Genomic DNA, 16087 nt, shown 5'->3' with positions numbered 1-16087 from the left:
CAGTTTCCTTATGCATGGATTTGCGGAGGAGAAAAGTCGTTGCTGCAGCGGTATAACCCGTTAGTTGCATCGGCGCGGTGATACCAAAGCAAATCAAGCAAATTGTCGATGCGGTGTGGGCTTAACCACTCGCCCAGGCCAAGCAGGCTTTCAGTGAAGCAAAAAGGGGTTTGGTTATCTCGCGCATTGGCAACCACGCCCGCGGCATACAAGGGTGATACTGCCGCGTAGCCAAGCGGCACTGGCACCAACCAGCCGGGCTTGCGGCGCAGGTTCCAATTAGCAGTTTGTGGCGTTTGTGGGTCCGGCGCTTCCGGCTCGAAGTTCAACCTCGATACATCCAGTAGCGCCTCCAACGGATTTGTCCCTTGCGCCGCCATTAAGTCTTGGCGCTCAACCAACGCGAAGCCTGGCAACATTTGACGACGCAGCTTGCGTGACTGGGTGCGGGCATCAGCGGGATCTTCAGGCCACAACTGTAAACGCGGCGAATAATGCCGCCCATTCGGATTGGGCAGAATGCTGCCTCCCGCCAAGCGCAAGCCAGCAGCGATGCGGAAGATCCGCTCGGCGACCTCGACTAAAACATCCTTGCCCTCGAACAACTCACCGCCATTCACACCGATCAGCAGGCTGACCTCGAAATGGGCGCGACCTTCTTCAACAATGGCAGCGGTTTTGCCGTCTTTATCAATCGGGTTGCGACTCAAGCTGAAAACCCGCGTACGCCGCCCCGCAGGTTGAAACACCTGCGGTTCATACCTGTGGCAAATGATTCCGACCCCATCTAACTGCAGATCAAACTCGCTGGCGATCCGACGCCCGAGCGCGTGGACAAATCCGGTAAACGCACTGGGTCCAGGAAAACCCCAAGTTAAGGGGCTGGAAATGGCATTGGCGTTTTGCACGTACAAGCGGGGTAATAACAGCAGGCCTTGGGGCGCATTATTCATCGTCGGCAACCTCTAGGCGGATCATTTTTAATTCGGCATCAAGGTCGCTAACCCATTGCTGATACTCGCCATCACCCATCGTCTTGTTCTCGCTGTGCAATGTCGCATTCAGCCATTTGGCGAAACGCGAGCACACTTCCTCAGCCCAGTCACCACGACGCCGCAGGCTGGCAAAATGCTCATCCGTTCGCCCTCGATGGGGGTCGAGCCAGAGCGCTTCGACACTGTCCAGTTGACAGTCACTGGCAGCACTCCAACCGCCGGGCAATTCATGCAATTCGGCGGCGCACTGCAATACTTCATCGCACAACGCTGCGACCCGTTGTCGGCGAACCTCGCGAATGGCCAGATTATTGCGTTCAGTCCGGGCGAGGAATTCACGCAAAGCCTTGCTCTGTTCACGCACATGCGGACGCCGAGAAAACCAGCCGACAAATATTGACGATACTTGAGTAGGCGGCTTGAGCCCTGATCGGCGCCAAGTAGGCGGCAACGACGGCAGCAAGTAAGCCTCGCCACGCCGCTCACTATTGAGCTGGCTGATATTTTGCGGCTTGGTGCCACCGAAATTCTGAATGACCAGATTCGGATACTCCCGATAACCGTGCGCCCAAGGGCGCTTATCTTTGTATGCCATGCGTGCAGCCTTGGCCTCATCGGAAAAGCGGTCACGCTGGATATCGCCGTAAACACGGTGCACCAACGAGGTGGGGAACAAAGGGGCCAGCAAGTGATAACCGCCGTCGGGCAGCGGGAAGTAGAGTTGTTTAGCCAGTCGGTGTGAGGTCGGATGCCCTTTGCTTTCTACGATACCGGCGAAGGCCTGCAACCATTCGGCAGCTTGCTCAGGCTGATTGGACAATGCGGCGATTAACGCGATGTCGCCTTCGTGAACCCGCTGCAACAGGCTTTTGCCTGCATGCTCCAGCTTGAGAAACTTATACACATCCAATGCTGCGGCGTTACCAACCACGTCATCATCACGATCACTGCCCAGACTGTGGGTACCCAGCAATGTTGAGGCTTGCACGCTATCGCGCAAATACACGCTACTACCGCGCGCATCGGGGTGGGTGAATTTGAGGCCAAAATTGACCAACTGAATCTGCCCAACTCGACGGGCAGCATCGTGCAACCAAACCTCTGGCCGATGGGCTTCAAGTAATTGCTGATATTTGTCTTGCTCGCCTTCGCCTAGCTTCTCCAACTTAGCTTGTAAGCGTTCTTGAATAAATCCATGGATCAGCGCTTTAAGGGCGTTGATCTCACTTATATCCGCTGAGTTTTCCATAATCCGATGCGTTTCCTTACTTATTCCATTAGAGGTTTTGGCCGCTCATTTTTGTTTCTCGCGTTAGAACCCCCTAAATCCAAGTGCGGGATGATAGCGCCAGCCCCTGTCAGCGTTACTTTTGGCCAAATCAATCACGCCATACCGTAGTGCACAGGCAGCAAGTTCTAGATCTCTTTCGTCGGCTAATTGGCTTAGCTCTGTCAGGTAATCCGGCTCTCCCCAGAAGCCAATGCGTGGCCCGAACTGCAGCGGGAAATTCTCTAGCAAGTTATTCGCAGAAATTAATTGCCCATCTTCCTGCTGAAATTTGAAATTCAACACTTCATCTTCGTCTGGCTGTAGAACATAGCGCTGATGCCCCAGCGGGTCATCGCGAAAGCGCTGTTTACGCTGCAACTCGCCAGACAGCGCCGCCCGCGTTTGCCACCAAAGCGGCACCGGGAAGCCTGACTTCGTGCTTTCACCGAGCATCAATGCCCTAAGTCGCACATGCTCCAGGTCAACCAGGTTACTGCGCGGTTGCAACTCCGCTCGCTCGGCAATCCGTGGCCGCGCGTCAATCATGTTCAGTTGCTCCACGCTCAACACGTCACTTAGGTTGTGGCTGGCAAGCATAAATTCAGGGCTCTCAAATCCAGGCCTGCAGAAAGCTGGCGCTCTCCCCTCTAACGCTTTTACGTTGCGCTCCAGCAGATACACATTGGCTGACTGACACGGCCCCGGACGGTGCCGCCGAATGCGTCCAGCCAGCTGAATAATCGAGCGCATAGAGGACGGTTCAACGATACCCCAGTCGTAATCGTGATCGCGCCCGACCTCTGCGACCGGTGACGCCAGCACTACAAAAATCTGCTCTGGCTCGGGGCTCGCATCCAGCCAGGCTCGTAACTCAACGTCGGCAAATACAGCGTCTGGATCGTGACGATTTAACAACCGATCAAGACGCCTTTCGATAGCAGAACGCATCAATAACAGGTGGCGTGCGTGATAACAGCACAGATGAATTCGGCAACCTGCCTCGGCACCTAATTTGAACAAGGCCTGAGCGACATCAATCATCGGGTCGACATTAGCCATGCGCAGCAAGCCAAAACTGACGCGCTTTTGGCTGACCGGATCGACACTGTGATGCTCCCGGTGCAACTGATGGAGCATGCGGTGCAGGTGAGTTGCTAGCTCGTTGCGTATTTCTGGGGCGCCGCTCACGGTTATCGGCACTGGCTGAATCTGCGCCAATCGACGTACTTCAGCCTGCCTTAGCTTGGCAATGCGTTTGCCCACAAAAGTGCTGTGAGCATCAGTAAAAGACTCGGAAACCATGTGCTCACTCGCCTCTGCGGCGAACTCATCAAACCATGCGCAACAGACGTTTAACCGCTGGCCGGGCACTCCTCTGTTGGTTTGAAAAGAGCGGCGCCCTTCCAGATATGCGGCGAACAGTCCCTGAATCAAAGCCGGCGGCAGCGTTGCCGAAGACAATAGTACCCGGCTGCCAAGCAAGCCAGCCCAGTAAACCAGACGACTCAACGCGGGCAAGTCGTTAAGGTCAAAATCATCGGGTTCGTCCAGCACCAAATCAGCGGTCATCAGCCGCAACATCGGTGCGATCTGACGTCCACCCCGCGTACCTTCGGTGGCAGGAATCAAATGATCGACCGTGCAGACTAAAACGGGAGCATCGAGCATACGCTGTGCGGCGGAGTTTTTGCCTAACCAGTTTTTCAGCGCGCCCTCCTCAAGGCTGCCTTGGTAATGCACATAACTGTCGTCGTCCTGAAGCTGCTCGGCCGATTCTGAGCCGCTACGATCCAGCGACCCTCTGGCGCGGTCGAAAAGTTCTTTGATCGCTATACCGCCGACCACAACAGCCAGATCGTCGTCGCCCAATTTCAATCGATCACGGTAGGCCTGACCGGTTTGCAGAGTCAGGCTACGCAGGCCCAGTGCGATAGAGAAACGTGCCCCACGCTGCGGATCAGACAAGCCGTAAAGAATCCGGCCATTAGCCAACGTTTTGCCGCACCCGGTAGAGGCCATGTTGACGCCGAAAAAGCCCTGCTGGGCAGAACGTACTTGTAGCGCGGTAGCGAGGTCGTAGGCTTTGTCTTGCCAGCGAAAACGCTCATCGGCACTGCGTCGTTTAAAGCCTTTGTGCCGGGCAATACTCGGCAACCGGCGCTCTAACTGCGGCAAGCTGTGTGCAATACGCCCACTGTGTACCGCAACACCGATCAGATGCTCATCCAATCGCTGTTTCAACTGCCCCGTCTCGCGGTCAGTATTGGCGAACAACGGATAATCGGCATCGCCATAACGTGGGTGCGAGGGTTCACTGGAGTAGTGATGATCAGCCAGCATCAAAATTAATCGAGAAACATGGGTAACGTAGGGGTTTACCAACCAATCCGTCGTACTGAAGCCGGTGCGCGCCAGCATGCGTTCAGCTAGCTTGGCGGCGTGCTCACACCAATGTTTACTAGCGAGCGGGAGCGAGTTTTTAAAGGTCCAGCAGGCAGTTTTTTCCTTTAAATCAGCCTGAAGACGAGCGGCGTTCCATTCTGACGTTATTCCGTGAGGCAGGTTTTTCAGTGTTTGTGAATGCAACACTTCGTCATAAGGCTGCACCGGTAAACGATGATGACTGAGGATCAACCAACCGATGGCCCGAGCCAGACGCGGCAAAATATTGAAGGGGCTACGCGGTGAGGGTGTGCTGAGGCCATCGCGCAGTGTTAGTAAGCGCTCCTGCCAGCCTTTATCTTCTGTGCCGTTCGTCAAAGAGGCAAGACGTTGCAACCAGGCCTCATCGCTATCATTTCCCACAAAGGCTTGAAACAAACGCAGAGACACCCACTCATGCCGATAAGCATCGGCAAGTGGTTTTTTACTGCTGAGTTTGTTCTGAAAAGCTTGACTGGCCTTGCCAAAATCATGGAACAAAGATGCCAGCCCAGCCAACAGACGGATGTCTTCACCGGTATGCCAGTCATTTTCATTTTGGCTCCGCAACACGTCGCGCTCGGTACTGTTGGTCGGTACCGCACCTTGGGCATTAAAACGGCTAGCATCTCCAACTATCCACAGCATTTCGCTATGGTCACGGCCGCGAATCCAATGACAGGCGACAGAGGTATTTCGCCGGGCTGTCTTCCTTAGTAACCGCCGCAGAGTGTCGAGACCTTGCTGAGTAATCGGTGTTTGCCAAGTACGTTCGCCACGGCGTTCGGCAAACTGGTCGAGAATACGACGACTCTCATTTAAAGCTCGTTTATCGCATTGGCAGATCAGCAAAACATTCACTTCTGCGAATTCCCCAACTGCTGCGCCACGGCTTTAAGGCTGTCAATCATGAAGTCTAGAGCCTCGTTACGGGTCAGGCTTTCAATGCAGGCTTGGCGAAACTCCTGCTCATCATCCCCGCGCATGGCGGAAATAAAAGCTTGAGGCAAAATCATCGCATCCTTGATCAAGTCCGCTGCATCGAACACCAATCCGCCACGGCGCGTCTTGCCATGTAAAACCGCCAAGCCGTGAGGCAAGCCAAGCACCCAAGTTGCGGTGGCGGCCAAACCATAGGCCAGGTAATTACCATGATCAAGAAAGCGATTAGCAGGATCGTTACCGCTGCCACGTTTGGCGCGAACAAAATCGCCATATTTCATGGCGCGCGCCGCTAGTTTGAACAGCAGCTTAGTCAGCCGCGCTTCCTCGGTAAGCAAAAAAGTGTGATCCGGCGCCGCATTTAGGTACATAAGGGACTGCTGCAGCGCAGCATCCAAGGTTGCAGCATCAATTTGGAAGCCCGCCTCTTTGAGCGGACGGTTGGTCAGCCAATGCTGCCTGACTCGCTCCAGACGTAGGCGTTGAAATGCTTTGGCTGCTTCTAGGCGTAACTCATCATCGAACCAAAAACGCACCCAGTACTGAAGATATTCGGTAGGGCGGTACTCACTTTGCGGTGAAAACCAGGCCACTTCGATATCGATTTCATTAGCGCTGAACAGGGGCGTACCGCCCCCACCCGCAAACCCAACCAGCACACCCGCTTTAGCCAGTTCGCGCATCGCAGCTTGGGTGACAGATGTTCCTGTCCCCAGTAGCACTGTCGTGGTGTTGGCAATAGGGATATTCCAGTACAGCGAACGCTTACCTTCATCCGTCACATACTCGACACGCCCGCCATTAACCAAAACCCGACAATATTCGAGGTAGTAAATATTGGCGCGCTTGGAGTGCAGGATCGATTTCAAGTCTGATGCGTTTAAGTCATCCATGTACACACCTAGGTTATTGAAACCTTCACTGAGACTACAGAGGAAGAAGAACTGCACAACAGGAATTACAACGCCGACAACCCCGCGAGCTTGCGATCCAGGGGGTAGGCATTGACTTGGGTTAGCCAGAGCGGGGAAAAATTCTGTTTAAGCAAACTATTTACCAGAAACCTGGCGTGCACTTTACCGCTCACTGATGTTACACCCGATAAACGAATGGGCGAGATTCTTCAGCCGAAAAAAACTCAAAACGATGCACGGGACCCAAAAACAACAACTACGGCCTTACCTCTACCCAACGCTATCTCGCGCTTTTTTACCTCAACTATTCAGCACCCTGCAGGGAACCGAACTCAACACGCTATAATCAAAACCGCTCAGGCCACTTGGCCGTCATGTCATTGGAGTTTCCATGAAGCGTTGTGTACTGATTGGATTGTTCCTAACCGCTACCACGTTGACGCTCCCGGTTTTTGCGGGGAACGAAAGTAGTCTCTGTCAGATCAACTTGCAGAAAGTCAGAGATGCCCAGTCCAGTAATCAGGGAATGAACGATCAGCTAAGGGGTGACATCGACTCGACCCTTCACCGAGCCGAAGCGGCGTTCGCTCGAAATAGCGATGACGGTGTTCGCGAGTGCATTTCATTAACGACCCAAGCGATGCAAAAAATTCAGAGCAATTGAAGACTTAACCTATTCGTTCGCGGAGTGAAGCGCCTAGCGTCTGTCCATAGCGAAGATTCCATCTAGCAGAACGGGCTTTGATTCGATCACTATAAAAAAGGGCGCTCAGTGAGCGCCCTTTTGAAAATCCACCTGTCATGCTGCCTTCATATCGGCCATCAACGACTTCTTCAGTTGAGCCTTCAGCACTTCCATCTCCTTGCCAATTTCGTCCAGCTTTTCTTTTCCTAAAAGTTCTTCGCACTGAGGAAACATTTCCTCCTCTTCTTCTTCGATGTGGTGTTCCAGCAGTTCCTTTATCACTTTGACTCTCCCAGCGAATTCAGGCGTGCCGGGGTCGGTAGCTTTCAAATCCGGCAGCACCAGGGAATCGACGGTACGGTGCTCTTCCTTGGCTTCGTAATACATAATGTCCTGTTCCTTACTGCCCGCAGCTTTAAACGCAGGGTAAAGAATTTCCTCTTCGAGCTGGGTATGGATAACCAACTCCATCTCCAATTTAGTCAACAGATCGGCGCGTTTTTTAAGGGCGCGCTCTGAAGACTCACTCAGTTGAGTAAGAATTTCTTTGACCCGTACATGGTCTTGAACAAGCATGTCGATAGCATTCATCACGGTTCTCCAAAAAGGCTGGCAACTCATAAATACGATCGCCTGGCCCGAATTGATAAAGGGCGGAGCTAGAAGCTCACTGGAGGCTTACAGCATCTTCCGTGCCCGCTCCGACTAAAGATTAATCACCAATAAAAACAAACGCTTATACAAATCACTTATCGAGCAGCTCCGTGCAATTTGCATGAACACACCTCACAAAAACAGTGCATATTGCCGTCACGCTGTTAACTCAGAGCTGACCAAAACTAGCTGGCTTGCGAACTCATGCCCGGGGTCAAAATCACCTTGCGGCAATCCTCTTGTTTTTTGTCGAAGATTTTGTAGCCCTCCACTGCATCTTCCAGAGACATCCGATGCGTGATGATGGCCTCTGGTGTCAGCGCGCCGCTTTCGATGTGTTCCAGCAGCTCAGGTAGATAACGCTGCACATGGGTCTGGCCCATTTTAAATGTCAGGCCTTTATCGAAGGCGTCGCCAAACAGGAAGCCATGGATAAATCCCGCGTAGACCCCCGGAACACTCACCGTACCGCCACGACGTACGGCGGCGATGCACTGACGCAAGGCTTTGCCGCTGCTGCCTTCGAGTTTGAGGGTGGCTAACACCGTTTCAGTGGTGCTGCCCTTGGCCTCAAAACCCACGGCATCGATCACACCATCCACGCCGCGCATCCCCGGGGTTTGGCGAATGATGGTGTCGGCGGGATCATCGTCGTCATCGAAGTTGATCGGGATAACGCCGTAAGTGCTCTGCGCGTATTCCAGGCGGTACGGGTGATGGTCCACCATGAAAATCTTTTCAGCACCTAACATCTTGGCGCAGGCCGCACTAAGCAACCCCACCGGTCCCGCGCCATAAATCGCAACACTGGAGCCCTTGCCGATACCAGCGTTCAACACGGCCTGCCACGCGGTAGGCAAAATATCGGACAAGAACAGTACTTTCTCGTCAGCCAACGTACCCGGCACCTTGAAGGGCCCAGTATTGGCCTTCGGCACCCGCACATACTCAGCCTGGCCGCCTGGCACGCCGCCGTATAAATGACTGAATCCAAATAAGGCCGCACCAGGCGGAATTGACTTTTTATTCAGAATCGCACCGCGTCCGGTATTGGTGGTTTCGCACGCTGCGAACTGATCTTGCTGACAGAAAAAGCAGCTGCCGCACGCGATCACAAAAGGAATTACAACCCGATCGCCTGGCTTCACTGCCGTAACTTGAGAACCCACTTCCTCAACAACCCCCATGAATTCATGACCGAAGATATCGCCATGTTCCACGGCGGGAATTTTTCCCCGATAGAGGTGTAAATCAGACCCGCAAATAGCGGTGGCCGTGACTTTCAAAATGATGTCATCCGCGTCTTTGAGGACCGGATCTGGAACGTTATCAACCCTTACGTCATGGGCGCCGTGGTAGGTAAGTGCTCGCATGGGGTGCTCCCTGGTTATGCAAATATGCAGTGCCAAAAGGGAGGCCGCGTCAGAGTGGCCTCAACAGAATAGGGAGGCCAGCATATTGGCTAAAGTTCAGAGGTAAGGACCGGCGGGAGAAACCGAGCTATGTCCATCTATACAGATTGTGCGACAGCGAATTCTCACGATGCATTAGGGCTAATCGATCACAGGCGTCAGGTGATCGGCGCCGGGTTGAACAAAGTGATGTCGTTGTGCAGGCGTAGCGCTTCGGCGCAGGTTTTTTTCCTGCCACTGGCGACGTCCAGGTAGAAGTGAAACAACTCCCAACCCAACTCTTCGATGCTGGCGCGCCCGGTGGCGATGCGCCCTGCATCGATATCGATCAGGTCTGGCCAACGCTGGGACAGCTCGGTGCGCGTCGACACCTTCACCACTGGCGCCATTGCCAAGCCATACGGCGTTCCGCGTCCGGTGGTAAATACATGCAGATTCATCCCGGCCGCCAGCTGCAACGTACCGCAGACAAAATCACTGGCCGGCGTTGCACAGAAAATCAGTCCTTTGCGCGTGAAGCGTTCGCCAGGTCCAAGCACCCCGTTGATCGCGCTGCGTCCGGATTTGACGATGGAGCCCAAGGATTTTTCGACGATGTTCGACAGCCCGCCCTTCTTGTTGCCCGGCGTGGTGTTGGCGCTGCGGTCGGCCTCGCCCTTGGCCAGGTAACGGTCGTACCAGTCCATTTCTCGAACCAGTTCTTGAGCCACTTCGACGGTTTCCGCGCGCGAGGTCAGCAAGTAAATCGCATCACGCACTTCGGTCACTTCGGAGAACATCACCGTCGCACCGGCGCGTAACAGCAAATCCGAGGCGTAGCCCAGCGCCGGGTTCGCGGTGATGCCGGAAAACGCATCGCTCCCACCGCATTGCATGCCCAAAATCAGCTCGGACGCCGGCACGGTTTCGCGACGACGTTGATCGAGTTTCTTCAAGCGGGTCTCGGCCATGTCCATGATCTGCTCGATCATTTCCACGAAACCGTGGCTCGAGTCCTGAAGCCGATACAGCCACGGGTCGTCGAGGTCCACCGAGCTATCGTTTTCGTGCATGACTTGCCCCGGCTGCAATTTCTCGCAACCCAGGCTGATCACCAGCGCTTCGCCGCCCAGGTTCGGGTTACGCGCCAAGTTGCGCACGGTACGGATCGGAATGTAGGCATCTTTTGCCGTGATCGCCACGCCACAGCCATAACTGTGGGTCAGCGCCACCACGTCATCGACGTTCGGGTATTTAGGCAGCAACTCGTCACGGATGCGCTTGACCGCATGATCAAGCACCCCGGTGACGCATTGCACAGTAGTAGTGATGCCCAGAATATTGCGCGTACCGACAGTGCCGTCAGCGTTGCGATAACCTTCGAAAGTGAAACCTTCCAGCGGCTCGCCCTGTTCCGGCACATCAGTGGACAACGGCAGGCTGTCCAGCGGCGGCGCGGTCGGCATGCGCAGGTGATCTTCCCTGACCCAACTGCCACGCGGGATAGCTTGCAAGGCAAAACCAATGGTGTGCCCGTAACGAATAACAGGCTCCCCTTCGGCGATGTCCACTAAGTTGACCTTGTGGCTTTGCGGCACGTTATCCAGCGTTACCAAACCGTTGTCGAACCGGGTGCCCGCAGGCACACCTTGATCGTTGACCACGACAACCACGTTATCGAGGGCATTCAACTGAATGTAGCGTGGCGAATCGGCATGTTGAATCAGGTTCATCACGGTTTCCTCAGGATTTGGCTTGAGAAAGTTTTTTGGCGCCATCGCCGATTGCCAGGCCCTTAGGTGACGGTTCTGTCAATTCGACGCGCTTGATTTCACCAACAATGAACACATAGCTGATCACCGCCACCAACGCATTGGCACCGACGAACACCAGCGCCCACTTGAACGAGCCAGTTGAGTTGATGATGTAACCGATCACGATAGGGGTAGTGATGGAAGCGATGTTGCCGAACATGTTGAACAAACCACCGCTCAAACCGGCGATCTGCTTGGGCGATGTATCGGAAACCACGGCCCAACCCAATGCGCCAACGCCTTTACCGAAGAAGGCCAGGGCCATGAAACCGACCACCATCCATTCGATGTCCACGTAATTGCACGCGACAATCGTCGTCGACAACAGTAGCCCACCGATAATCGGTACCTTGCGGGAGAAGGTCAGCGAATGGCCTTTGCGCAACAGGTAGTCAGAAATGATCCCGCCCAACACGCCGCCGACAAACCCACAGATCGCTGGCAGGGAGGCAATGAAGCCGGCTTTCAGGATTGTCATACCGCGTTCCTGAACCAGGTACACCGGGAACCAGGTCAGGAAGAAGTAGGTAATGCCGTTGATGCAGTATTGGCCCAGGTAGACGCCGAGCATCATGCGATTGGTCAGCAGCTGCCGCACGTAGTCCCACTTGGGGCCACCGCTGGCACCTTTGCCCTTATCCTGATCCATATCGACCATGCCGCCGTTGTCGGCAATATGGTTGAACTCGGCTTCGTTGATCATCGGGTGATTGCGCGGGCTGTGGATAACTTTCAGCCAAATTGCGGAAAACACCACACCGACGCCGCCCATCACCACAAACACGTGTTGCCAGCCATAGCTGTAAACGATCCAGCCCATCAGCGGGGCGAACAGTACGGTGGCGAAATATTGCGCAGAATTGAAGATGGCCGACGCAGTGCCGCGTTCGGCGGTAGGAAACCAGGCCGCGACAATCCGTGCGTTACCTGGGAAGGATGGCGCTTCAGCCAGACCCACCAGAAACCGCAGCATGAACAGCGCGACGATGGCCGTGGAGACGCCGAATTCACCGACATAGCCTTGCAGCACGGTGAACAGCGACCAGGTGAAAATGCTCAGGGCATAGACTTTTTTTGACCCGAACCGGTCAAGTAGCCATCCGCCGGGGATCTGGCCAGCCACGTAGGCCCAACCAAACGCAGAAAAGATAAAGCCGAGGGTAACGGCGTCGATGCCGAGACTTTTTTGCAGGCTGGAGCCCGCGATAGCGATGGTGGCACGGTCGGCATAATTGATCGTGGTCACCAGAAAAAGCATGAGCAGAATCAAATAGCGGACGTGGGTCGGCTTGGCGTGCGGCATGTAACAGTACTCCCACTATTTATTTTTTTTGGGCGGGTAAAGCTTTTACGTACAACTCTTCAGGAGCGAACTTGTTGGCGAGGCGGCGTGTCAGGTCTAACGCCTCACCAACAAGGTGGCTCCTAGCGGTTTCGCGTTACTTACGAGCCGATGTAGCTGGTTTTCACCACGGTGTAGAACTCTTGCGCGTAGCGACCTTGCTCGCGCGAACCGTAGGAAGAACCTTTGCGACCACCAAACGGCACGTGGTAATCGACACCCGCCGTTGGCAGGTTGACCATCACCATCCCGGCCTGCGAATGGCGTTTGAAATGGTTGGCATATTTCAGCGAAGACGTCGCGATGCCTGCCGACAAGCCGAATTCGGTGTCGTTGGCCATGGCCAGTGCAGCTTCGTAGTCAGCCACGCGGACGATGTTCGCCACTGGGCCAAAGATCTCTTCTTTGCTGATGCGCATCTCGGCGGTGCTGTCGGCAAACAGCGTTGGTGCCAGGAAGTAGCCTTCGGTGTCGCAGGTGACCAATTCACCGCCCGATACCAAACGTGCGCCTTCTTGTTGACCGATCGCGACATAGCTCATGTCTTGATCCAGCTGGGCTTTTGAAACGACCGGACCGATATCAATACCGGCCTTCAGTGCATGGCCCACTTTGATCGAACGCATGCGCTCGGCCACGGCTTCAACGAACTTGTCGTGGATGCCAGCGGTCACGATGAAGCGGCTCGACGCCGTGCAACGTTGACCGGTGGAGTAGAACGCGCTCTGTACCGACAGCTCGACCGCTTGCTTGAGATCAGCGTCGTCGAGAATGACCTGTGGGTTTTTGCCGCCCATTTCCAGCTGTACTTTGGCTTGACGCGCAATGCAATCAACCGCGATCTGACGACCCACACCGACGGAACCGGTGAAGCTGACGCCGTCGACTTTGCGGCTTTTGACAATCACGTCACCCACTACACGGCCGCTGCCCATCACTAAATTGAACACGCCAGCCGGGAAGCCCGAGCGGGAGATGATTTCAGCGATAGCCCACGCGCAACCGGGCACCAGGTCAGCCGGTTTGATCACCACGCAGTTGCCGTAAGCCAGGGCCGGGGCGATTTTCCAGGCCGGAATCGCAATCGGAAAGTTCCACGGGGTGATCAGACCGATCACGCCTAGCGCTTCGCGAGTGACTTCAACGTTGACCCCCGGACGGACCGAGGGCAGGTAGTCACCGGAAATACGCAGGCATTCACCGGCGAAGAATTTGAAGATGTTGCCCGCGCGGGTCACTTCGCCGATCGCTTCCGGCAAGGTCTTGCCTTCTTCACGGGCGAGCAAGGTGCCGAGCTCTTCGCGGCGCGCGAGGATTTCGCTGCCGACTTTATCCAGCGAATCGCTGCGTGCTTGAATGCCAGAAGTAGACCACGCCGGGAACGCAGCACGGGCAGCGTCGATAGCCGCGTTGACTTGCGCCACATCTGCTTGAGCGTACTGGCCGACGACATCCGACAGATCAGATGGGTTTATGTTGGAGGAATAAGTCGAACCGGCAACCCATTCGCCACCAATGTAGTTATCAAAACGTTTCGAATCAGACACGAGCATTCTCCAAAAAAGCACGAAAAGCTAAAGGCAAGAACCGCTGATCACTCAGCGGCCTTGGTTGTGCATATTTATTATTGAGCGCCCTGCTTGTCCATCAACGCAGCGAGCATTTCAAACTCTTCTGCGGTGAGGTCAGTCAATGGCGTGCGGACTGGACCTGCGGCGTAACCGGCGATTTTCGCGCCTGCTTTTACGATGCTGACCGCGTAACCCGACTTGCGGTTACGGATGTCCAGGTACGGCAAGAAGAAGTCGTCGATCAGCTTGCCCACGGTGGCGTGATCGTCACGGGCAACGGCGTGGTAGAAGTCCATGGCCATTTTTGGCAGGAAGTTGAACACCGCCGACGAATACACCGGAACGCCCAGCGCTTTGTAGGCAGCGGCGTAGACTTCGGCGGTCGGCAAGCCGCCCAGGTAGCTGAAGCGATCACCGAGCCGATGACGGATGGAAACCATCAGTTCAATGTCGCCCAGCCCGTCTTTGTAGCCAATCAGGTTCGGGCAGCTCTCGGCCAGACGCTCCAACAGTGGAGCGGTCAAGCGGCAGACGTTACGGTTGTAAACAATCACGCCAATATTGACCGACTTGCACACCGCCTCCACGTGGGCGGCAACGCCGTCCTGGCTGGCTTCGGTCAAATAGTGCGGCAGCAGCAAGACGCCTTTGGCGCCCAGGCGCTCGGCTTCCTGTGCATATTCGATGGCTTGACGGGTCGATCCGCCGACACCGGCCAGAATCGGCACGCTGTTGGCGCAAGTATCAACCGCGGTCTTGATGACTTCAGAATATTCGCTGGCTGCGAGGGAGAAAAACTCACCGGTTCCGCCGGCAGCGAACAACGCGGTAGCGCCGTAGGGCGCGAGCCATTCAAGGCGCTTGATGTAGCCGGCCTTGTGGAAGTCGCCCTGAGCGTTGAAATCGGTAACCGGAAAAGACAGCAGACCTGCAGAAAGGATGGACTTCAGTTCTTGTGGATTCATTATTCGAACACCCTGAGCAACAAAATATGGAAGGAAGCGCACCAACTCTCAGCTGATGTTGTATGTCATCGTACAACTAGAAATAACATGACTCAACTGGATTTTGGAAATTTGATTATCAACGCCGATCAGAGGTATCGAATACCGGTAGAAGATTGCAAATGCTCTGTGGACCCATCCATCAAGAACGCGGGCAGCGTGATCTGATGGCGCGCCGCGTCGTGACCTTCCTGGATGAATTCGGTCCTGCGGTTAGGGTACACCGGGTTAAGCCTGCTGCTTTTGTGCCTCTTCATGCGCATGACGCAGGCGTTCGCGGCTATTGGTCAGATGCAAGCGCATGGCGGCGCGGGCGGCATCGGAATCTTGGCGGGCGATGGCTTCGAAGATTTCTTCGTGCTCGCGGTTCAGGCGACTCATGTATTGCTGCTGATCGTCATGGGCCAAATGTGCGGAGTTGAGACGGGTACGTGGAATGATGCTGGTGCCCAAGTGAGTCATGATGTCGACGAAGTAACGGTTGCCCGTTGACAGGGCAATCTGCAAATGGAACTGAAAGTCTGAGGACACACCGTCAGCGGCGTTTTGCGCCCTTTCGATCAACGCATCCAGCGCAGTCCGCATCGCGGCAAGTTGTTCTGGGCTGCGACGTTGCGCGGCCAATCCGGCCGATTCAACTTCAAGGCTGATGCGCAACTCGAGAATCGCCAGCACATCACGCAAAGTAACAATGGTCGCCGGATCGATACGAAAACCACTCGGGCTCGGGGTATCCAGCACAAAGGTGCCAATGCCATGGCGAGTTTCCACCAGACCGGAAGCCTGCAATCGCGAGATAGCTTCGCGTACCACCGTACGGCTTACGCCCTGCTCTTGCATGATTGCCGACTCGGTCGGCAACTTGTCTCCGCGTGTCAGTTGCCCACCGCGAATCCGCTCGGAGAGATCAGTTACCAACTCTTGGGCGAGGCTGCGGTGTTTTCTGCGAACACGTGGCGCAGGGCTCTGATTATCCATATCCGACATCAATCTCTAAAAAGCTTTATAAGCGCGCATGATAGCGCAACCGAGTTGTACGACAACATGCGCAAAAAGCTGGCTGCTTTCAAGCATCTTTTGTACG

12 protein-coding genes are annotated in these 16087 nt (G+C 55.0%); 1 reads left to right on the top strand and 11 read right to left on the bottom strand.

Annotated elements, in window-relative coordinates:
- Positions 1-8 precede the first annotated feature (8 nt).
- The 4 genes from csy2 to cas1f form a co-directional block, all read right to left on the bottom strand.
- Entirely contained in the window at positions 9-953 is a 945-nt protein-coding gene (gene csy2 / locus RGW60_RS22735) for a type I-F CRISPR-associated protein Csy2 (protein ID WP_322206731.1), read from the bottom strand.
- Complete coding sequence (gene csy1, locus RGW60_RS22730; RefSeq protein WP_322206730.1) at positions 946-2244, bottom strand: type I-F CRISPR-associated protein Csy1; 1299 nt, start codon at positions 2242-2244, stop codon at positions 946-948. Before csy1 ends, csy2 begins: the two co-directional genes overlap by 8 nt.
- Positions 2245-2307: 63 nt before the next feature.
- Positions 2308-5547, bottom strand: a complete 3240-nt coding sequence (gene cas3f / locus RGW60_RS22725; protein WP_322206729.1) for a type I-F CRISPR-associated helicase Cas3f — start codon at positions 5545-5547, stop codon at positions 2308-2310.
- Positions 5544-6521 (bottom strand): type I-F CRISPR-associated endonuclease Cas1f, encoded by a 978-nt coding sequence (cas1f, locus tag RGW60_RS22720; RefSeq protein ID WP_322206728.1) that lies wholly within the window; start codon positions 6519-6521, stop codon positions 5544-5546. The genes cas3f and cas1f overlap by 4 nt, the downstream gene beginning before the upstream one ends.
- Before the next feature lie 412 nt (positions 6522-6933).
- Here cas1f and RGW60_RS22715 point away from each other — a divergent pair, with 412 nt between their 5' ends.
- A complete protein-coding gene (locus RGW60_RS22715) occupies positions 6934-7206 on the top strand; it encodes a hypothetical protein (protein WP_322206727.1) in 273 nt (90 codons plus the stop codon).
- Between the two features lie 135 nt (positions 7207-7341).
- Here the strand turns inward: RGW60_RS22715 and RGW60_RS22710 are convergent, their stop codons facing one another.
- From RGW60_RS22710 to RGW60_RS22680, 7 genes are all read right to left on the bottom strand, one after another.
- A complete protein-coding gene (locus tag RGW60_RS22710; protein ID WP_322206726.1) occupies positions 7342-7818 on the bottom strand; it encodes a hemerythrin domain-containing protein in 477 nt (158 codons plus the stop codon).
- 248 nt (positions 7819-8066) lie between these two features.
- Complete coding sequence (locus tag RGW60_RS22705; protein WP_322206725.1) at positions 8067-9254, bottom strand: zinc-dependent alcohol dehydrogenase; 1188 nt, start codon at positions 9252-9254, stop codon at positions 8067-8069.
- Positions 9255-9451: 197 nt separating this feature from the next.
- Positions 9452-11005 carry a galactarate dehydratase gene (gene garD, locus RGW60_RS22700; protein ID WP_322206724.1) on the bottom strand — a complete coding sequence of 518 codons (1554 nt, stop codon included), beginning with the start codon at positions 11003-11005 and terminating at the stop codon, positions 9452-9454.
- Between the two features lie 10 nt (positions 11006-11015).
- Positions 11016-12389, bottom strand: a complete 1374-nt coding sequence (locus RGW60_RS22695) for an MFS transporter (protein WP_322206723.1) — start codon at positions 12387-12389, stop codon at positions 11016-11018.
- Between the two features lie 140 nt (positions 12390-12529).
- Complete coding sequence (locus RGW60_RS22690; RefSeq protein WP_322206722.1) at positions 12530-13975, bottom strand: aldehyde dehydrogenase family protein; 1446 nt, start codon at positions 13973-13975, stop codon at positions 12530-12532.
- Between the two features lie 77 nt (positions 13976-14052).
- Positions 14053-14964, bottom strand: coding sequence for a 5-dehydro-4-deoxyglucarate dehydratase (gene kdgD, locus RGW60_RS22685; RefSeq protein ID WP_322206721.1), 912 nt, complete (start codon positions 14962-14964; stop codon positions 14053-14055).
- 267 nt (positions 14965-15231) lie between these two features.
- On the bottom strand, positions 15232-15981 hold the full coding sequence (locus tag RGW60_RS22680) for a FadR/GntR family transcriptional regulator (RefSeq protein ID WP_322206720.1): 750 nt from the start codon (positions 15979-15981) through the stop codon (positions 15232-15234).
- Positions 15982-16087: the final 106 nt, after the last annotated feature.

Origin of the sequence: Pseudomonas sp. AB6 (assembly GCF_034314105.1) — a bacterium.
Lineage (GTDB): Bacteria > Pseudomonadota > Gammaproteobacteria > Pseudomonadales > Pseudomonadaceae > Aquipseudomonas.
This window is presented reverse-complemented; position numbering and strand designations above follow the sequence as displayed.